Genomic DNA, 20,410 nt, shown 5'->3' on the forward strand with positions numbered 1-20,410 from the left:
GGTGCGTGTGAACATGAAAATTGCTCCATCCATATTAAGTGCTGATTTTGCGAATTTAGAAAGAGATGTCAAGTTAGTCGAACAAGCGGGTGCCGATTACATTCATATTGATGCAATGGACGGTCAATTTGTCGCCAACTTAACTTTGGGTCCAAATATTGTACAGGCAATCCGACCGCATACAAAATTACCGTTGGATTGTCATTTGATGGTGAGTACACCTGAAAAATTGATACCGGCTTTCGCCAGAGCCGGTGCCGATATCATAACGATCCACGTGGAAGCTACTGACCATATCCATGGCGCAATCCAGATGATCAAAAATGAAAATATAGCAGCTGGTGTCGTCATCAATCCGGGAACAAGCGTAGAAGCCATAAAACCCGTTTTGGGCGATGTTGATATGGTGCTCGTCATGACCGTCAACCCGGGCTTCGGTGGCCAAAGCTTCATCGAAAGCACCTTGGGTAAAATTGAAGAGTTAGCTACCTTGCGCGAAAAACATGGCTATCATTACGAAATCGAAGTCGACGGCGGGATTACCCACGAGACGATCGTCAAATGCATCAAAGCAGGGGCTGATGTATTCGTAGCGGGTTCTTACATCTATGACGATGAAAATCCATCCGCTGCCATCAGTAGACTGAAGGATGCCTGCCACAATGCAGTCTGAGAAAGTTGTGATTGTGGTCGGTGGTGACCTGACGGATGTCGCAGCTTTGGTCCGCCGTTATGCGACAAGTCATCGGATGGTGGGCGCAGACCGCGGAGCTTTGAAGCTTGCCGAACTGCTCCCGCATTTTGATGCGGCAATCGGTGATTTTGATTCTGTCACCCCTTCAGAAATGGAAGACATCAAAAAGAAAAGTCTTGTCTGCCGTGTACTCCCGGCACAAAAAGATGAGACGGATACTGAGGCGGCTATTGCTTATGCGATTGAAATGTTCAATCCGGAGGAAATCATTCTTTTGGGAGCTTTCGGAGGGCGTCTGGACCATCTGATGAGTAATTTGTGGTTGGCATTCCATCCACTTGTGAAACAGATGACGGGTAAGGTCAGTTTAATCGACCGCCATAATACGCTGCGATTTTATCTGCCGGGTAATTATGTGCTAAAGAAAGAAGAGGGGAAAAAATACTTGTCGTTCATCGGCATGACTCCGATCAAAGAACTGAAGCTGACTGGAGTTGCCTATCCGTTGAACGGAAAAGATTACGAGTACCCGATAGCTTTGGTCAGTAATGAATTCAAGGACACAGAGATGACGTTTTCTTTTGGATCTGGCCTATTGGCAGTCATCCAAAGCTCTGATAAGCGCGAATAAGGAAAGTGGCCACAACAATTGCGGCCACTTTCCTTAATTTTAGGACGGGAAATAAAAAAAGATGAGCTGGAATCATGACATGGTCCCGGGCTCATCTATATTTTTATACTCTTTCAACTTTACCAGATTTCAAAGCTCGAGCAGAAACCCAAACTTTTTTAGGTTTTCCATCGACTAAGATACGAACTTTTTGTAAGTTTGGTTTGAAAGTACGTTTTGTGTAGTTCATAGCGTGGGAACGGTTATTACCTGAACGGCTTTTACGTCCTGTTACGAAACATTCTTTTGACATTTTCTTTCCTCCTTTGCTGTTACAGAAGCAAAGCTTCTTTCCAATTCATACACTTGATTAATTTATCATAATTTAAAAGTGAATGCAACTGTTTTAAAGGAAAAATACTTGACAGCTGTTTTTTTAATGATGTCATCATCAAATGTCTGTACTATGTTGTCATTGAAAAGGCACTAGTGCTGGATAAGAAAACTGGAAAACGGTGGGAAATCAATAAGAATTGCCGCAAATCGACCGTAAATGAGAAATTTAATCGCAAAAAGTTATTTCTTTTGTATAAAATATGCTATCATAATTTATAATTACGATTGTGTGCATACATTAAGGAGGCTATTATAAATGGCAGTTAAAATCCAAACACAATATGGAATGGTTGACTTATCGAACGACGTGATCGCTACGGTAGTGGGCGGAGCCGCGACAGATAATTATGGAGTTGTCGGCATGGCGAGCAAAAATCAAATCAGAGATAATATCAGTGAAATATTGAAAAAAGAGAACTACTCACGCGGTGTCGTTATTCGTCAAGAAGATAATGGAGTTGCTGTTGATGTTTATATCATTGTACTCTACGGCACTAAAATTTCAGAAATTTGCCGGAATGTGCAAACGCAGGTCAAGTACAACCTTGAAATGATGTTGGGATTTTCCGCAAATACAGTGAATGTGTTCGTCCAAGGCGTAAGAGTTTTAAAGGACTAAAGATTACAGATCACCATTTGTTATATGGTGAAGGAGGATTATAAGGTGAAGAGAACTGAATTAACAGCGGAAGACTTTAAGGCGATGGTCGCAATCGGCGCCGAACGCCTTAGCGAGAATGCAGAATATGTGAATTCTTTGAATGTGTTCCCTGTTCCGGACGGAGACACAGGTACAAACATGAATCTATCATTCACATCTGGAGCTGAACGCGTAAGGCTGTCGAATGCTGCGACAATTGATCAATTAGGAGCGGACTTGGCTAAAGGTTTATTGATGGGGGCGAGAGGGAACTCAGGCGTCATTTTATCTCAGCTATTCCGAGGATTTTCAAAAGCGATCGAAGGCAAAAAAACTTTGAGTACAATTGATTTTGCGGAGGCCTTTTCCCACGGCGTCGAGACAGCTTATAAAGCGGTCATGAAACCTGTGGAAGGCACCATTTTGACGGTTGCGCGCGAATCTGCAAAAGCCGGTATGAAAAAAGCAGAACATACGGATGACATCATCGAATTGATGGGAACAGTCCTCAAGGTGGCGCAGATTGCGTTGGATAAGACACCCGATCTGTTGCCTATACTGAAAGAAGTAGGCGTGGTCGACAGTGGCGGACAAGGGCTGGTGTACATTTACGAAGGATTTATGGAATCGTTGACCGGAGAAAAAGTGAAGTCAGCTGAAAAGGTTGTCTCACAAGCGGATGTCACCGAAATCGCTCACCAAGAAAATTATCATAACGTTTCGCACGCAATTGCGTCAGAAGATATTCAATTCGGTTATTGTACAGAAATCATGGTCAAATTAGGCGAAGGTGAAACCGTTACGGACACTTTTGATTATGACACATTCCGTAATCATCTGAACGAACTTGGAGATTCCTTATTGGTCGTAGCAGACGAAGAAATCGTGAAGGTCCATGTACATACCGAATACCCTGGGGAAGTCATGAACTACGGCCAAAAATTCGGCTCACTGATGAAAATAAAAGTGGACAATATGCGCATGCAACATGATGCAGTCCTTGAAAAAGCCGATACGCCTGCCAAAAAACTTGAAAAAATTCCTTATGGCGTGATAGCTGTTGCTGCCGGCGAAGGTGTGCATGCCCTGTTCAAGAGCATGGGTGTCACCACAATCATCAATGGCGGACAAACGATGAACCCAAGCACGGAAGATATCCTCAAGGCGATCGAAAGTACAAATGCCGAAAAAACAATCATTTTGCCGAACAACAAAAATATTTTCATGGCTGCAGATCAGGCTGCCGAAGTTTCTGATGCGGATGTTGTAGTAGTGGCTTCAAAAACGATCTCGCAAGGTCTGTCAGCTATGCTTGCCTTCAATGAATCAGAAGACTTGGAAACCAATAAAGCCAACATGACTGCCGAACTGGAAAATGTTGTCAGCGGGCAGATCACGAATGCCGTGCGCGACACAGTCATAGATGGATTGGCCATCACCAAGGACGACTTCATGGGAATCGTCGACGGGAAAATCCTGACGGCCGACAAGGACAGAAAAGCCGCAACGATAGCAACCCTGAAAAAAATGATCACGGATGACAGCGAAATCGTGACCATCATTTTCGGGGCAGACAGCGATGAGAACGAAAGCAAAGAGATTGCAGCGGTCATCGAAGCGGAATATGACTTCTTGGAAGTCGAAGTGCAAGAAGGAAATCAACCGGTATACAGTTATCTTCTTTCTGTAGAATAATCTGAAAAAGCTGAACGAGTTTCTCTGTTCGGCTTTTCTTTTTCAAAAAACGGTTGATCTGAGAAATGTCCTGCTCCCAGAAGAAAGGAGGCGAACGGATGGAAGCGGAAGACAACAAGCAATTGGATATTTATGATCCAGTCGGGGAGTTGCCCCATGTAGGACCGAAGAGGGTTGAGGCGCTGCATTCGTTGGGCATTGATACGATCTATGATCTGATCACACACTTTCCTTTCCGTTATGAGGACATAAAAGTCAAAACATTGGACGAAATCGAAGATTCGGACAAAGTGACGCTGAAAGGACAAGTCGTGACGGCTCCGGTCGTCCACCATTACGGTTTTAAAAAAAGCAGGCTATCATTCAAATTAGCCATCGAAGATGCCATCATATCGGTTACCTTCTTTAATCAGCCTTACCTGAAACAAAAAATCATGCTTGAGGATGAGGTTGCGATTTTCGGTAAATGGGAACGCGCACGCCAAACTTTGGCAGGGATGAAGATCCTCGGCAGTTCGAACGGACAGGATGATTATGCCGCCATTTATCATGTCAACAAGACGATCAAACAGCAGACCATCCTGAATCTGATCAAACAGGCGATCGAACTTTATTCCTCGGTCATTCCCGAGATACTTCCGCAGCATTTGCAGCAGACTTATCACCTGATGACCCACAGGGAAGCCATCCGGGCGATGCACTTTCCCAAAAATGATGAAGAATCCGAGCAAGCGAGACGGCAAATCATCTATCAAGAGTTTTTCCTTTACCAAGTGCGCCTGCAGATGCTGCAGCGGAGCCGCAAAACGAATAACCGAGGCATTCCGATCCTTTATGACGTGGACAAGCTCAAGGGATTCATAGCGACTTTGCCGTTCGAACTTACGGATGGGCAAAAGAAGGTCGTCAACGAAATATGCCGGGATCTGCGCAAACCTTATGAAATGAACCGTCTGTTGCAAGGGGATGTCGGCAGCGGCAAGACGATCGTAGCGGTAATCGCCCTGATGGCTACCGTCCTGGGCGGATACCAAGGGGCTTTCATGGTTCCCACTGAGATTTTGGCGGAACAGCATTATCGCACCTTGCAGAGTCTGTTCGAATATACTGATGTCTCCGTCGCCCTGCTTACCGGCAGCACGAAGGCAAAGGACCGAAAAGAATTGTTGAACCGGCTTGCATCAGGGGACTTGCATATCCTCATCGGGACGCACGCACTGATCCAAGAAGATGTCGTTTTTGCCGACCTGGGCCTGGTCATCACCGATGAGCAGCACCGTTTCGGTGTCCAGCAAAGGCACAAGCTGAATGAAAAAGGGAACAACCCGAATGTTTTGTATATGACTGCTACGCCGATCCCGAGGACGTTGGCGATAACCACGATGGGCGAAATGGATGTTTCAGTGCTTGACCAGATGCCTGACGGCAGAAAACCGATCAAAACGATCTGGAACAAATCGGACAAGATCGAAAATGTACTTGAGTTCATTCGAAAACAGATGGATAATGGACAACAGGCGTACATCATCACGCCTCTGATCGAGAAATCCGAATCGCTGGATGTCAAGAATGCGGAAGATGTGCATCAAGCCGTGACGGCCTATTACAAAGGAACGTACCAAATCGGTCTGTTGCACGGCCGTCTCAAGTCCGAAGAAAAGGATCAGATCATGCGCAGTTTCCAAAACAACGAGCTGCAGATCCTGGTATCGACAACAGTCATCGAGGTCGGCCTGAACGTGCCGAATGCGACAGTGATGGTCATCCAAGATGCCGACCGATTCGGATTATCGCAACTCCACCAATTGCGTGGTCGAGTGGGCCGGGGAGACAAAGAATCCTATTGCGTGTTGGTTGCCGATCCGAAAACCGATAACGGCAAGGAGCGCATGCGCATCATGGTGGAGTCGACTGACGGTTTCTACCTGAGCCAACGGGATTTGGAACTGCGCGGACCGGGTGATCTTTTCGGAAACAAACAATCAGGCTTGCCCGATTTCAAATCCGGAGATATTGTACGTGATGCCGTCATCCTGGATATTGCGCATAATGACGCTATCCAAATCACACGCGAACCAGACTTTGAAAGCAATCCAAACTACTTAAGTTTGCGGGAAGCAGTCGAACGCGAAAAAGAGAAGTTGAAGAGACTACAGTGAAACTAACAAAAGTGAGGTATACGATTTATGAAAATCGCTGTCGATGCGATGGGCGGGGATTTTGCGCCACAAGCAATAGTAGAGGGCATTTTAATGGCCAGCAAAGAATTTAATGATCTGGAGTTTTTGCTTTTTGGCGACGAAGCCAAAATACGTAAGGCTTTAGGGGATCAATATGCCGAAGGTGGAAAAATCACAATCGTGCATACGACCGAAAAGATCGAGAGCGATGACGAACCCGTCAAAGCAATCCGTAGAAAAAAACAAGCTTCGATGGTGCTTGCTGCTCAAGCAGTCAAGAACAAGGAGGCCGACGCTTTATTTTCGGCAGGGAATACCGGTGCGCTTTTGGCAGCCGGATTATTGATCATCGGCCGCATCAAAGGGATCGACAGACCTGGCTTGATGCCGATTCTGCCAGTCATCGGGAAAGAAAATGGACAATTCCTGTTGATGGATGCTGGCGCAAACGCTGACTGCAAACCGGAGAATATCTACCAGTTCGGCCTTTTGGGCTCGTATTATGCCAAGTTTGTGCAAGGCATCGAAAATCCAAGAATCGCTTTGTTGAACAATGGTGCCGAAGCAACGAAGGGCAGCGAACTATCCAAAAAAGCCTATGTATTGTTGGAAGAGGACTCTGAACTCAATTTCACAGGTAATATAGAGGCACGGGAAATTTTGCTTGGCGCTGCGGATGTTGTCGTGACGGACGGATTTACAGGGAATGCAGTTCTAAAAACAATGGAAGGTACGGCAATGTCCTTGCTGAAGTTGATCAAAACCCAATTGCTTTCAGGCGGTCTGAAGACTAAAATCGGCGGTATGCTGATCAAGGATTCCTTTTCGGAGATCAAAGATACGATGGATTATTCGAAGCACGGAGGAGCTGTGCTGTTCGGATTGCGGGCGCCTGTCGTCAAGACACATGGATCTGCGGACAAAGTCGCTGTCTACCACACAGTGAAACAGATCCGCAAAATCATCAGTTCCCACGTCATTGATGATGTCGTGAAGCACTTTGATGCAATGAATGACAAGTCCGTAAACCAAATCCAGCCAAAATAAAAAAATATAGACAAAAGATTGGCATATGGGTAGAATAGATGTGAGCCTTTACAAAATATTTCCAGTAAATATGATGTAATTGGTTATGGAACGATAATGGAGGTGTAACGCTTGGCAGATACAACTACTTTTGAGCGAGTAGCCAAGATGGTTATTGAACGATTCGGTGTCGATGAAGCAAAGGTTACGAGAGAGTTGACTTTCCAAAACGACCTTGGAGCAGACTCATTGGATATTGTTGAACTAGTTATGGAGCTGGAAGATGTCTTTGCAGTGCAGATTTCCGATGAAGATGCTGAGAAGATAATCACAGTAGGGGATGCAGTTGACTACATCGATTCTCAAAAATAAGGATCGCAATAATTTAACGACAAAAGCAACATTGACGGTTCTCCAATGCCAATGTTGCTTTTTTTTCAGGCCAAGATGGATGATTATGGCAGAAATATGAAATGAATTAAAAATGGATGAAATGGCGGTTGTTTTTGGATGTGCTTAAACGTATAATGTTAGAAGATATTTCCTCAAGTTTGTTATATAAGCATGAGAGGGGGCGCACGATGGGAATTGGAAGACCTTTGTTGGAGATAAATGCTTTGCATACTGCATTCCGGATGGATGATAACTATTATGATGCAGTCGATGATGTTTCCTTCAGTTTGGGAAAAAATGAAATTTTAGCGATTGTAGGAGAGTCCGGCTGCGGGAAAAGTACCCTCGCAACAACGATCGTCGGACTCCATAATAAGGTGAATACGCGGATTTCTGGAGAAATCATCTATCAGAACCTGAATCTCATCGATCTGAATGAGACGCTCTATAATCGCATAAGAGGAAACGACATCGGGATGGTTTTTCAAGATCCTCTATCGGCCCTCAATCCTTTGATGACGGTGAGCGAACAGATAGAAGAAGTGCTGCTTTATCATTCCAAGATGACAAAAGAGGAGCGTGAGCTGCGTGTGTGCGAACTATTGACCCAAGTTAAGGTGGATGATCCGAACGCAACGGCCGCTCGCTACCCGCATGAGCTGTCTTGGGAAGCGCGCCAGCGGGTTGGAATCGCCATCGCAATTGCTTGTGAGCCTCCAATCATCATCGCAGATGAACCGACGACTTCTTTGGATGTAACTGTGCAAGCTCGAATATTGGATTTATTGAGCGAGGTGAGGGACGAAACGGGTGCCGGAATCATCTTGATTACCCATGATTTGGGTGTCGTAGCCGAGATTGCGGATAGGGTCGCTGTCATGTACGCAGGGCAAATTGTTGAATCGGCCGGTGTTGTCGATCTTTTTACGGATCCAAAGCATCCTTATACCCGATCTTTGTTGCGCTCGATGCCGCAAATGAACGAGACGTGCGATCCGGATGCTGGAGAACTCTATGTGATCCAAGGGGATGTTCCATCTTTGCAACAGTTGCCAAAAAAGGGCTGCCGTTTTGCCGAGCGAATTCCTTGGGTCCCGTTTTCTGCACATGAAGAGTCACCAAAAATGCATGAGGTTTCCAAAGGTCATTTTGTCAGATGCACGTGCCATGAGTCCTTCCAGTTTGAAGGGGAGAGTGATTAAGATGGGACACTTGGAAATCAAAAATTTGAAGGTTCATTACCCGATCAAGAGCGACTTCTTATTCAAGAAAAAGAGCCTTGCAGCAGTTGACGGCATCAGTCTGTTGATGGAAGAAGGGAAAAATTACGGTTTAGTGGGGGAATCAGGGTCCGGCAAGTCCACAGTCGGAAGAGCGATTGTCGGGTTGGAGCGGATCACTGCCGGTCAAATCATTTATGAAGGCATTGACGTGACCGCTGCAATAAGAAAAAGAAAATCGCCCCACAAACGAAATATCCAGATGATTTTTCAGGATTCGAGTGCGAGCTTGAACCCCAAAAAATCAATCGGACAAATCATTTCCGAACCTTTGCATAATTTTGAGCAGTTTTCCCTGCAGGAGGAGAAGAAACGGGTCCTGGAACTACTGGAAATGGTAGGGTTGCCGGAAGATGCACTGCAAAGGTATCCTCACGAATTCACCGGGGGTCAAAGACAACGCATTGCGTTGGCACGAGCGGTTGCGCTGCGGCCAAAATTTGTCATAGCTGATGAACCCATTTCAGTATTGGACCTGTCCGTTCAGGCGCAAGTGCTGAATTACATGAAACGCATCCAGGAAGAGTACAAACTCAGTTATCTTTTCATTTCCCATGACCTTGGCGTCGTGAAGCAGATGTGTGATGAGTTGGCAATCATGTACCGAGGAAGGTTCGTGGAATACGGAGACAAGCAAGACATCTATCGAAATCCTCAACATATCTATACGAAAAGACTCCTTTCCGCAATTCCGAATTTGGATCCAGGCAATCGGGAGTTACATAAGCGTCTACGGCGGGAAATAGAATCAGAATACGAACAAAGTATGGCGAGCTATCTGGCAAAGGACGGTCGTATCAGCGACTTGGTCCCATTTTCGGAAACGCATCGGGTTGCCGTTAAACCATCGAAGGGGGAGTGGTAGCCATGTGGAACAAAATTCTGAGACGCTCCTTGCTTATCATTCCGCAATTGCTGGCGTTCAGCTTGTTGGTGTTTGCGTTGGCACAATGGATGCCAGGAGATCCGTTGACTGGGCGCATCATTCAGGGGATGGATCAGGGCAGCATGACCGCAACTCTGGGTAACCCTTGGTATGTTCGTTATCTGCAGTGGATCGGGAATATGCTCAACGGGGATTTTGGCCTCAGTTATACCTACTTGATGCCTGTGGAAGTTCTGATAGGCGCGCGGCTGAGTAACACACTTTTTTTAGCAACGGTCTCTCTTTTGTTGTCTTACTTGATCGCAGTTCCGCTTGGCATTTATGCAGGACGTTTTAATGACTCCATGGGTGATAAAGTCATTCGGTTATTGAACAGCATCAGTTTTGCCTTGCCCATTTTTATTGTAGCCTTGGTGTTGGTTTGGCTTTTTGGATTCAAACTGGAATTATTTCCGACGCGGGGGATGCCGTTGTTGCCGGAATCTCAGAGTGCGATTGTCTCTATTTGGAACAGGCTCTATCACGTAGTCTTACCGGCATTGACTTTTGCCCTCTCGGCATCCGCAGGCAATATCCAACGGTTAAGATCAGGCATCATCGAAGCCAAACAAGAAGATTATGTACTGACAGCCCGCTCGAAAGGCGTTCCGGAGAGCATGGTTTATCGGAAGCACATTTTTAGGAAAGCGAGTATGCCGGTAACGTCTCTGTTCGGCTATGACATTACCGGTTTCATTGGGAGCAGTATTTTTATCGAGTACATCTTCTCCTACCCGGGGATTGGCCGATTGTTCATCAGTTCTTTAGAATCACGCGATTTCAGTGTCATCGTTGTCTTGTTGCTGACTTATGGGCTGGCTGCTTTGGTTGGCACCTTAGTATCTGACATCATTTTGACCATTGCGGATCCGCGCGTCAGGATGAGGTAGTAAAAGTAAAAAGGGGGGATATGTTGAATACGGAGGAAGAAAAGAAAGCAGGAAGAATGGAAGAGCTGAAGACGGAGATAGCTTCCTTTGCGGCAGGAGAGAACCGTTCGAGCCACGAAATGAATGAGGAAGCAAGGACGGTTGTCGATTTCCGCAGTTTGCTGAAAGAATTCCGAAAAGATAAGTTGGCGGTTATTGCTTTAGGAACGCTCAGTTTACTCTTGCTACTGGTTTTTGTGGGATCCGTTTTTTTTGATGCGAGCCAAGTCATGCAGGTAGATCTATTGAACAGGTACGCCTCACCGGGCAAAGGACATCTGTTGGGTACGGACGAAGCGGGACGGGATGTGCTGGGGCAGCTGTTGCTGGGAGCCCGCACCTCACTGATGGCGGGCACCGCTGTGACAGCCCTGAATGGATTCATCGGAATCGGATTGGGTCTGCTTTCCGGCTATTACGGCGGTTTATTGGATAGACTGCTCATGCGCTTTATAGATTTCATCATGGTACTCCCGGCAAGTGTGCTGGTTCTCGTGCTGATGACCACCCTATCGGAGTACAATCTCTTTACGTTCATTTTACTTATGAGCGCATTTAGTTGGGCAGGGAAATCAAAGGTTTTTCGAAACCGAACGCAATCTGAAACCAAACGTGACTATGTGCGGGCATCCAAAACAGCAGGGACAAACGACTTGCTGATCATGTTCCGTGAAATCTTGCCTAATTTTGGTTCACTTGTCATCATCAACACGACTATGTCATTGGCAAGGAATATCGGGATGGAAACAGGTTTGAGTTTTTTGGGTTTTGGGTTGCCGTCAACCGTGCCAAGCCTTGGCAATTTGTTACGTTACGCAATCTCTCCGACCGTCTTTGAGAACTATTTATGGGTATGGTTACCAGCATCCACATTCATCTTTGCAATGTTGTTGTGCATCATTTATGTCGGACAGGCATTGCGGCGTGCGGCCGATGCTAAACAAATGCAAGCATAATAAGGAGGATGAGAATGCTTAATAAAATGATTGTATCGTTCTTCTTGGCTGCGTTGCTGGGCGGTTGCGGAAATGAGAACATTCTATCGAAAACGGATGGGAACGTGTCCGATTCATCCGTTGTCATACAGGAATTCGACACTGTCATGAACAACGACGATCCTGCCATCACCGGAGGAATGTTGAAATACGCGCTGGTTGCTGAATCTTCCTTCCAGGGTATCTTCAACCCGGTTTTTTCTGAAGATTCTTATGACGAGGAACTAATGGGCTTTTCACATGAATCCATCTTTTCTTATGATGAGGATTTCCAGCTTACCCAGGCCGGCATGGCCACTTTTGTTGTAAATGAAAATTTAAAAACAGTGTCGATCACTTTGCAGGATAATCTGAAGTGGTCTGACGGGGCGGCACTCACGGTAGATGATATTCTTTATGCCTATGAAGTAATCGGGCATCCGGACTATCCCGGTTCTCTTTATGGAGAGGCCTTTGCGAATGTTCTGGGCATGACCGAGTATCATGAAGGTACGGCTGATGCGATCAGCGGAATCGAAGTTTTGGATGATACGCACCTCACCATTGCTTTTAAAGAATTGAATCCATCCATTTTTCAGGCCGGAGGAGCCTTATGGAGTCAACCGCTGCCGAGGCACCAAATTGAAAGTATCCCTGTTTCGAAAATGGCTGGCTCCGCTCAACTGCGTGAACAACCTGTTGGGACAGGTCCATTTCGGGTCAAAGAAATCGTTCCGGGAGAGTCGGTCCTTTTTGAAGCCAATGAATATTATTGGAAAGGGAAACCGAAGTTGGATCATATCCTCGTGGAAGTTGTGGGTTCGGCGACGATTGTATCCGAAATGGAAGCGGGGAATTATGACGTCGCAATCATGCCGACGAGTTCTTACGAAACCTATAAAGATTTTGATAATATAACCTTGCTGGGCAGAGAAGAATTGGCGACAACCTATATCGGGTTCAAATTAGGATCCCGAGATGTTGAAGCCGGCGACAACAGCCTGAATCTGAGTTCCAAAATGGCGGATGCGGCATTGCGGCAAGCGATGGCATATGCGCTCGATAACGAATTTGTCGCTGCGGTCCTTTTCGATGGACTGCGGCAACCGGCAAACGGTATGATTCCATCCGTATTCGAAGGCGTCAGTGCTGATGAGGCGGTTGGCTTCAGTTATGATCCGGAGAAGGCTGCAAGTCTGTTGGATGAGGCTGGCTATCTGGACAATGACGGCGATGGTTTCCGGGAAACGCCGGAGGGAGAGCAACTCGAAATCAACTTTGCGGCAGTTTCAGGGGGAGATGCGGCTGAGACCGTTGTTGCTTACTATATCCAACAATGGCAAGAAATCGGTTTGAATGTCTCGCTCGCCACGGGTAGATTGATTGAATACCAGAAGTTTCATGATATGCTTGCCTCCGATGATTCGTCTATTGATGCCTATCAGGCAACTTGGGACATAGGCATGGATCCTAATCCGACCGAAATGTTCAGCGGCACAAGTGCTCTCAACTACACCCGCTGGTCCAGCGAAAAGAATGATTCTTTGGTGGATCAGCTCAACGTTGCGAGTGCTTTGGATAAAAATGCGCGTATGCGGATCTACCGACAATGGCAGGCGTTGCTGTTCGAGGAAGCACCTGTCATCCCTACTTTCTGGCAGACACAGATTTTTGCCGTCAACAACCGCGTAAAGAACTTCAATATCCGTTATGGTGCAACCAGAGGATGGGAAACCATCGAACTGACATCGGAAGAACCTGTCCGGTAATGTGCATGCAAACAAAATTTCTTAAATGAGCAAGGGCCGGACTTTTGTCCAGGCCTTTTTTTTCAGCATGGAGGGATTTATAAAATTTGTTCAACTCAAAAGTGCATCAACGTAGGTGTTTCACAAGTTTGGAAAATGTTTCATGTATCAAAAATGATGTCCAGCTTCACGGGTTAGCCCTTCGGAAAGAAGAATAAGGAACCTCTTGTCTCTGCGAGCCAAGACATACTGTTCGACTAATCTGCTGACGCAGAAAGTCTCTCAGCAATTGCGCTCTGCGATGCTCAGTTGCATGGGACTCTTAGGGATTCATCCCTTAGAGCCCCAGTACAAGGTGACCGTAGGGAACGTTGCCTGGACAGATTTCCTAAATTTCTTTCAGGGCTGAACGAACCCGTTCAGCTTTTCTTAGTTACGGGTGGACTTTCCGGAAACTAAATTTTCGTGCTAATAGTACACATTTGTCGTATAATCAAAAAGGACGCTATTTTCAAAAGTACTTTGATAATAATGAGTCCATTCAAGGAAAGGAGGGAATGAATTGGAAAAAATAGTCAAACAAATAGCAACTGATTTCTCCATTGTTTTCAGGAACGAGAAACTTTTGCATGAAGCATTTACCCATTCATCTTATGTGAATGAGCATCGTCATCTGGCACTGCAGGACAATGAGCGGTTGGAATTTCTGGGAGACGCGGTCCTGGAAGTCATCATCTCCGATTATTTGTTTCATACTTATGACACGTGGCATGAAGGCAAAATGACCCGTCTGCGGGCGCAAATCGTCTGCGAACCTAGTTTATCTGCTTTCGCGAAGGATTGTCACTTCGACTCTTATATCCGTTTGGGTAAAGGGGAAGAGAATATGGGCGGAAGGCAACGACCAGCGTTGCTGTGCGATGTATTCGAAGCGTTCATTGGGGCCGTTTACCTTGATCAAGGAATCGAAGCCGCCAGAAAGTTCATTAGCCAAGTCATGATCACCAAGTTAAACGAGGATGCTTTTTCACATGTGATGGATTATAAGACCGGCCTCCAAGAAGAACTACAAAAAAACGGGGATGTGGATATCCAATATATTCTTCTGAGTGAAGACGGGCCCGCACATGCAAAACAGTTCGATGTGGAAGTGCGGGCATTCGGAAAAGTGATGGGTCAAGGTCAAGGCCCTAGCAAAAAAGCAGCTGAACAAAAAGCGGCACAAAACGCTTTGGAATCTCTAAAAAAATGAAAAGCAAGTTTCACCGGAAAGGATGTTTTCTTTGCATCTTGAAAGAATAGAAATGTCGGGTTTCAAATCATTCGCCGACAAAACCGTAATCGAATTTGATGAAGGTGTGACAGCGGTAGTAGGACCGAACGGAAGCGGCAAAAGCAACCTTTCTGAAGCTGTCCGTTGGGTATTGGGGGAACAATCCGCAAAAAATCTGCGCGGCAAAAAAATGGATGATATCGTGTTTGCCGGGTCGCAGACACGCAAGCCTGTCAACATTGCCGAAGTTACCCTCATCCTGAACAACGAGGACGGATTTCTGCCGCTGGAATTCAGCGAAGTAAGCATCACCAGAAGATACAACCGCAATGGCGACAGTGACTGTTTCATCAATAAAAAGCCATGCCGATTGAAAGACATAACGGAATTATTGATGGATTCAGGCATCGGAAAAGATTCTTTTTCCATGATTTCGCAAGGGAAAGTGGAACAGATTTTTCAGAACAAACCTGAGGACAGAAGAGTCATATTCGAAGAGGCTGCCGGAGTAGCCAGATACAAGAATCGTAAAACGAGTGCTGAACGAAAGCTGTCCCAAACGGAAGAGCATCTGAATCGGGTTGAGGACATCCTGCATGAAATCAACAGCCAACTCGCTCCTTTGGAAATCCAAAGAAAAACAGCTTTGGATTTCCAGGAGAAAAAAACGTTATTAAGCGAGATTGAAATTGCTTTGACCGCTTCTGAAATTGAGAGGCTGAATGCGCAGTGGCAAATGAGCAAACGCGAGCTGGCTGATTATGACCGAAAAATTAGCATGGAAGAACAATCGCTTGCGGTCACGCAGGCTGCCTTGAAGAAACTCAAGCAAAAGCTGGATGCTTGCGACGAACAGTTGGAAACACTGCAGACCGGTTACGTAACAGTCATCCAGAAATTGGAACAGCTGGAAGGTCAAAAGCAGATTTTCCAGCAACGGGCAATGTACTCATCTAAAAATCAAGAAGAGCAAGCCCAAATCATCGCTGAAAAAGAGGCACTGATCAAGACTGAAAAAGCCAATCTGGCAGCTTTACGGACTGAACTTGCGGCGAAAGTGGAAGTAAGGAAAAATCTCTCTGAAAAAAGAGCGAGCCTTTCCGAAAAGGAAGCACAGCTGACGCAAAATAAGGCGGAGCTTGTCCAACAACTCCGGAATGATTACATCAACAAGCTGCAGGAACAATCCAGCAACCGCAACACAACCGTCCATCTTGAAAAAGAAATGACGCTCGCAACCGAACAAGAGCACCGTTTCCTTTCGAAAGGCGACGAACTCAGGAAGCATCTGCGCCAACTAAAAGCGAAACAGCAAGCGTTGAATGAGGAATACGTCACGTTTGTTGAAGAGAACGCCAATCTGGAATCGGAACTGCAGGACTGCAAACAGAATAGCTTCCAGCTCGTATCCAAACTCCAACAACTGAATGCGGAGTTGGATACCGTAACCCGGAATCTGCAGCAGGCGGAAGCAAGGCGTGAGAGCCAGCAGGAGTTGGACGACAGCTATGCCAGTTATTATCAAGGCGTAAAGGAAATGCTGCGGAGAAGGGAAAGTGTTCCGGGTATCCGTGGTCCCGTCGCCGAATTGATCCAAGTTCCAGAAAAATACACCTTGGCCATAGAAATTGCACTGGGAGCCACTATGCAGCACATCGTAGTAGCCGATGAACGCACTGCATCACAGTGTATCGGCATTCTGAAAGCCCAACACTTAGGGCGCGCCACTTTTCTGCCGATGACAGTCATCCAGGGCAAGTCCTTGCCCGCGTCTGTGCGGGCGACATTAGAAGCCAGCCCCGGATATATCGGCATCGCGAATGAGCTGATCGGTCATGAGGAAATGTACAAAGCGATCGTCAGCAGTCTGTTGGGGACAACGATCGTAGCGTCAAATATCCAGGACGGCCTTCAGATTTCCAAAAAATTGCAGAGCCGTTATCGGATCGTAACCCTGGAAGGGGATGTCATCCATGCCGGTGGATCGATGACGGGTGGCGCGACGAGGCGTCAACAAGAAGCGTCCTTATTGGCCCGCAAAAATAATCTAAATAAGCTGACCGAATACGTGCAACAGCTGTCCGTACAATACAATCAGCTGAAACGGGAGCAAGAAAAATGGTCGCTGCAGCAACAAAGCTTGCAGGAACAATTAGATGACAAACGCCAAAAAGCGACAATCAAACAGTTTGAACTGCAGCAAAGGGAATCTTCCCTGCAGCAAGTGACAGCCGAAATTGCGACGAAAGAAAAAGAATCGGCTGCGCATGAATATGAAAAGCGCATGTTTTATGAAGAGCAAGAAGATAGACAAACGCGATTGGCTCAAGCCCAAAAAAATTTGCTTATCCTTAACAAAGAAATCGATCAGCTTCAAAAGGATATAGCGGAATCCAGCTTGAATGAAGAGGAACGCTTGAAACTGCTGCAGGACGTTCAGGTGAACCGCCAGCAAGCAGATCAGGAGCTTGCTGTCCTGCAAGAGCAGGAAAAGCAATTGCGGCGTGATGTGAAACAGTCGACCGAACGCATCCAAACGGAACAGGAAGCCATCAGCTCATTGAAGGGCAAACAAGATCAAGTCGCTAAGCTGGCCGATACGGAGACGCTCACCATCCAAGAGATCACAACGCAGCTGAAGTCCGCCAGTGCAGAAAAAGAGCGATTCGATGCAGAATTAAGACAATTACGGGAGCAAAAGAAACAAACCGAACAAAATCGTGCTCTTCAGGAAACCGAACAGAACGAAAAAAATAAAAACCTCCAAAAACTATGGAGTGAGCACGCCAAACTGGAGACAAACGCTGGACGCTACGAAATCGCCATCGACCACCACCTTGCGCACTTGAGCGAGGAGTACGGTCTCAGCTTCGAAGCTGCTAAACAAGACCATCACTTGACCCAAGAGCCCGAAGAGGCAGCCCGACAAGTTAAAAAGCTGAAAAAAGACATCGAGGAGTTGGGTCCAATCAATATGGGGGCGATTGAGGAATATGATCGCATTTCCGAAAGATTCATTTTCCTTTCGGAACAGCAAACGGATCTGCTTTCTGCCCGAGGGAATCTCCTGAATACGATGAACGAAATGGACGATGAAGTCCGGTTGCGTTTCAAGGAGACTTTCATCCAGATCAAAAAGCAATTCGAAAAAACCTTCCCGAAATTATTCGGCGGCGGCAAAGCGACGTTGGAGCTGACTGATCCGAACGACCTGTTGGAAACTGGAATTGAAATTGTAGCGCAACCGCCAGGCAAAAAACTTCAGCAACTCAGTCTGCTCTCAGGAGGGGAAAAAGCCTTTACCGCGATCGCACTCTTGTTCGCCATCATCGAGGTCAAACCGGTACCATTCTGTATTTTGGATGAAGTGGAGGCTGCCTTGGATGAAGCGAATGTGTCCCGTTTCGGGAAATACTTGGCGGCATCCACCGAATTGACCCAGTTCATCGTGATCACCCACCGCAAAGGCACGATGGAAGAAGCGGATGCATTGTACGGTGTGACCATGCAGGACTCCGGCGTATCCCGCTTGGCATCGGTAAAATTTGAAGATTACGAAGACATAGGTTAAGGGGATGAAGATAAATGATTAAATTGATAGCACTTGACTTGGATGGCACATTGCTGAATCCTGACAAAAAAATCAGTGAAGCGAACAAACTAGCAATCCATCGTGCCAGGGAAGCAGGCGTGAAAATCGTCCTTTGTACCGGACGCCCACTCATGGGCATCAAAGCTTACGTGGACGAACTGGACTTGCTTCAAGCAGAAGATTACTCGATCACTTATAACGGCGGCTTGGTTCAAAAAAATAAAACATCGGAAATCATTTCCCAAAAAGTGCTGAACTACAGTCAAATCGTGGAACTCTATGATCTGAGCAAGGAACTGAACATCCCGATGAACATGCTGGATCTGGAATTCGTATACGAACCGGAATACCCGCAAGGCAGGGAGTCCTTGTACAAGAGCCTGCAGAGTTCAAGCTTGCCGTTCGTTGAGAAGAAAATCGAAGACTTTCAGGAACAGGATGCGTTCAATAAAGTAGTTTTTTGCATCGCACCTGCTGTACTGGATGAAGCAATCGCGAAGATACCGGCGTACTTCTACAGCAAGTATTCGATGATGAAATCGCGCCCGCTTCTGTTTGAAGTCATGCACCCTGAAGTTGATAAAGGCAACGGTATCGCAGCTTTATGCGATCATCTTGGAATCACTGCCGATGAGGTCATGGCTTGCGGAGATGAAGAGAACGATTTGGCGATGCTGGATTTTGCGGGTGTAAGCGTCGCGATGGGCAACGCACCAGATAAAATCAAGGAACGGGCTAGTTTTATCACGAAAACAAACGGGGAAGATGGCGTTGCACACGCCATCGAAACGTTCGTCTTTGCGTAATTTCAGACTGGCATAAGAGAGGAAGTGTTCAAATGGGATTATTCGATCGAATAAAGCGCGCATTTACAGGTGAAGATGTTGTTCAGACACCGGTAACTGAAGAAAATAAGATTGTCATCGATAAATTCGATAAAGGCATGGAAAAGACACGCAAAAGCTTTTCAGAGAAGATGAATGAACTATTCGCCGGTTTCCGGGAAGTAGATGAAGAGTTTTTTGACGATTTGGAGGAAACGCTGATTTCCGCAGACGTCGGGTTTGATATGACGTTGGCACTATCGGATGTACTGCGTGATGAAGTCAAGATGAAGAACGTGCGCACGGGAGAACAAGTGAAGAATGTCATCATCGAAAAAATGGTCGAAATCTATGAAAAAGGCCAGACGGAATTGCCTACCATCAAAATAAATGAAAATGGGCCGACCGTCATTCTTTTTGTGGGCGTAAACGGAGTGGGGAAAACGACTACCATCGGAAAATATGCTTACCAGTTGAAGAACCAAGGGAACAGCGTCTTGTTGGCGGCCGGGGATACTTTCCGAGCCGGCGCTATCGAACAGCTGGAGGTTTGGGGGCAACGTGTAGGCGTGCCGGTTGTAACAAGCGATGCAAAAAGCGATCCGGCTTCCGTCGTATATGACGCCCTGAAGCAAGCCAAAGAAGAAAATTATGACTACCTGTTGATCGATACGGCAGGAAGACTCCAGAACAAAGTGAACCTGATGAAGGAATTGGAGAAAATCAATCGGATCATCGCAAGAGAAATACCCGGCGGCGCAACCGAAACATTGCTGGTGTTGGATGCCACGACCGGTCAGAACGCTTTGATACAAGCGAAGCAATTCAAGGAGACGACCGATGTCACCGGTCTGATTCTGACGAAATTGGACGGAACGGCGAAAGGCGGGGTCATCCTGGCGATTCGTCAAGAAATGGACATCCCCGTCAAATTCGTCGGGTTGGGTGAAGGCCTGGATGATCTGCAGCCCTTTGATCCGGAGCAGTATATTTACGGATTGGTAAAGGATCTGCTTGAGAAAAAATAAGGAAATAGATCGTCCTGCCTCGTAAGGCACGTTTCATAGTAAGTGCCGACAGAAGCATGGTCAGGCCGGCAATCGCATCGGGATTGCCGGCCTGATTTTGCTTTTTGTTGTGGTGACACTGCTTCAGTGCAATTTATGGTTGACTAAGCTTGGCAAAATCGGTAATCTAATGAAGTGTAAAGATTTTTTCTTGACAATCCGTA

The 20,410-nt window shown here is 46.4% G+C and carries 17 protein-coding genes; 16 read left to right on the forward strand and 1 reads right to left on the reverse strand.

Annotation, left to right across the window (positions count from 1 at the left end; genetic code table 11):
* Positions 1–13 precede the first annotated feature (13 nt).
* Both rpe and ACKPCD_RS07740 read left to right on the forward strand, forming a co-directional pair.
* Positions 14–673 (forward strand): ribulose-phosphate 3-epimerase, encoded by a 660-nt coding sequence (gene rpe, locus ACKPCD_RS07735; protein WP_321434550.1) that lies wholly within the window; start codon positions 14–16, stop codon positions 671–673.
* On the forward strand, positions 663–1,325 hold the full coding sequence (locus ACKPCD_RS07740; protein WP_321432877.1) for a thiamine diphosphokinase: 663 nt from the start codon (positions 663–665) through the stop codon (positions 1,323–1,325). The genes rpe and ACKPCD_RS07740 overlap by 11 nt, the downstream gene beginning before the upstream one ends.
* A 103-nt stretch (positions 1,326–1,428) precedes the next feature.
* Here ACKPCD_RS07740 and rpmB read toward each other — a convergent pair whose 3' ends face one another.
* Positions 1,429–1,617: a 50S ribosomal protein L28 gene (gene rpmB, locus ACKPCD_RS07745; protein WP_068562155.1), complete on the reverse strand. Its 189-nt coding sequence runs from the start codon at positions 1,615–1,617 to the stop codon at positions 1,429–1,431.
* Between the two features lie 339 nt (positions 1,618–1,956).
* Here rpmB and ACKPCD_RS07750 point away from each other — a divergent pair, with 339 nt between their 5' ends.
* The 14 genes from ACKPCD_RS07750 to ftsY all read left to right on the forward strand — a co-directional run bounded on the left by ACKPCD_RS07750 (position 1,957) and on the right by ftsY (position 20,207).
* Positions 1,957–2,319, forward strand: coding sequence for an Asp23/Gls24 family envelope stress response protein (locus ACKPCD_RS07750; RefSeq protein ID WP_068562154.1), 363 nt, complete (start codon positions 1,957–1,959; stop codon positions 2,317–2,319).
* A gap of 45 nt (positions 2,320–2,364) precedes the next feature.
* Positions 2,365–4,035 (forward strand): fatty acid kinase ATP-binding subunit FakA, encoded by a 1,671-nt coding sequence (locus ACKPCD_RS07755; protein WP_321432878.1) that lies wholly within the window; start codon positions 2,365–2,367, stop codon positions 4,033–4,035.
* Positions 4,036–4,133: 98 nt separating this feature from the next.
* Positions 4,134–6,194, forward strand: coding sequence for an ATP-dependent DNA helicase RecG (gene recG / locus ACKPCD_RS07760; RefSeq protein WP_068562152.1), 2,061 nt, complete (start codon positions 4,134–4,136; stop codon positions 6,192–6,194).
* Positions 6,195–6,221: 27 nt separating this feature from the next.
* Positions 6,222–7,262, forward strand: a complete 1,041-nt coding sequence (gene plsX / locus ACKPCD_RS07765; RefSeq protein WP_086988416.1) for a phosphate acyltransferase PlsX — start codon at positions 6,222–6,224, stop codon at positions 7,260–7,262.
* 111 nt (positions 7,263–7,373) lie between these two features.
* Positions 7,374–7,613 (forward strand): acyl carrier protein, encoded by a 240-nt coding sequence (gene acpP, locus ACKPCD_RS07770; protein WP_068562150.1) that lies wholly within the window; start codon positions 7,374–7,376, stop codon positions 7,611–7,613.
* Between the two features lie 209 nt (positions 7,614–7,822).
* Complete coding sequence (locus ACKPCD_RS07775) at positions 7,823–8,836, forward strand: ABC transporter ATP-binding protein (protein WP_321432879.1); 1,014 nt, start codon at positions 7,823–7,825, stop codon at positions 8,834–8,836.
* Position 8,837: 1 nt separating this feature from the next.
* A complete protein-coding gene (locus ACKPCD_RS07780) occupies positions 8,838–9,779 on the forward strand; it encodes an ATP-binding cassette domain-containing protein (protein WP_068562148.1) in 942 nt (313 codons plus the stop codon).
* A gap of 2 nt (positions 9,780–9,781) precedes the next feature.
* Positions 9,782–10,729, forward strand: coding sequence for an ABC transporter permease (locus ACKPCD_RS07785; protein ID WP_321432880.1), 948 nt, complete (start codon positions 9,782–9,784; stop codon positions 10,727–10,729).
* A gap of 119 nt (positions 10,730–10,848) precedes the next feature.
* Complete coding sequence (locus ACKPCD_RS07790) at positions 10,849–11,724, forward strand: ABC transporter permease (protein ID WP_321434551.1); 876 nt, start codon at positions 10,849–10,851, stop codon at positions 11,722–11,724.
* A gap of 14 nt (positions 11,725–11,738) precedes the next feature.
* Positions 11,739–13,511 carry an oligopeptide ABC transporter substrate-binding protein gene (locus ACKPCD_RS07795; protein WP_321432881.1) on the forward strand — a complete coding sequence of 591 codons (1,773 nt, stop codon included), beginning with the start codon at positions 11,739–11,741 and terminating at the stop codon, positions 13,509–13,511.
* A gap of 541 nt (positions 13,512–14,052) precedes the next feature.
* Complete coding sequence (rnc, locus tag ACKPCD_RS07800) at positions 14,053–14,742, forward strand: ribonuclease III (protein ID WP_068562145.1); 690 nt, start codon at positions 14,053–14,055, stop codon at positions 14,740–14,742.
* A gap of 31 nt (positions 14,743–14,773) precedes the next feature.
* The gene (gene smc / locus ACKPCD_RS07805; RefSeq protein WP_407702668.1) at positions 14,774–18,334 is read left to right on the forward strand and encodes a chromosome segregation protein SMC; all 3,561 of its coding nucleotides are present in this window, start codon (positions 14,774–14,776) and stop codon (positions 18,332–18,334) included.
* A gap of 14 nt (positions 18,335–18,348) precedes the next feature.
* Positions 18,349–19,161 carry a sugar-phosphatase gene (yidA, locus tag ACKPCD_RS07810; protein ID WP_321432883.1) on the forward strand — a complete coding sequence of 271 codons (813 nt, stop codon included), beginning with the start codon at positions 18,349–18,351 and terminating at the stop codon, positions 19,159–19,161.
* Between the two features lie 32 nt (positions 19,162–19,193).
* Entirely contained in the window at positions 19,194–20,207 is a 1,014-nt protein-coding gene (ftsY, locus tag ACKPCD_RS07815; protein ID WP_068562142.1) for a signal recognition particle-docking protein FtsY, read from the forward strand.
* Positions 20,208–20,410: the final 203 nt, after the last annotated feature.

Origin of the sequence: Trichococcus flocculiformis, from assembly GCF_963662535.1 — a bacterium.
GTDB lineage: Bacteria > Bacillota > Bacilli > Lactobacillales > Aerococcaceae > Trichococcus > Trichococcus flocculiformis.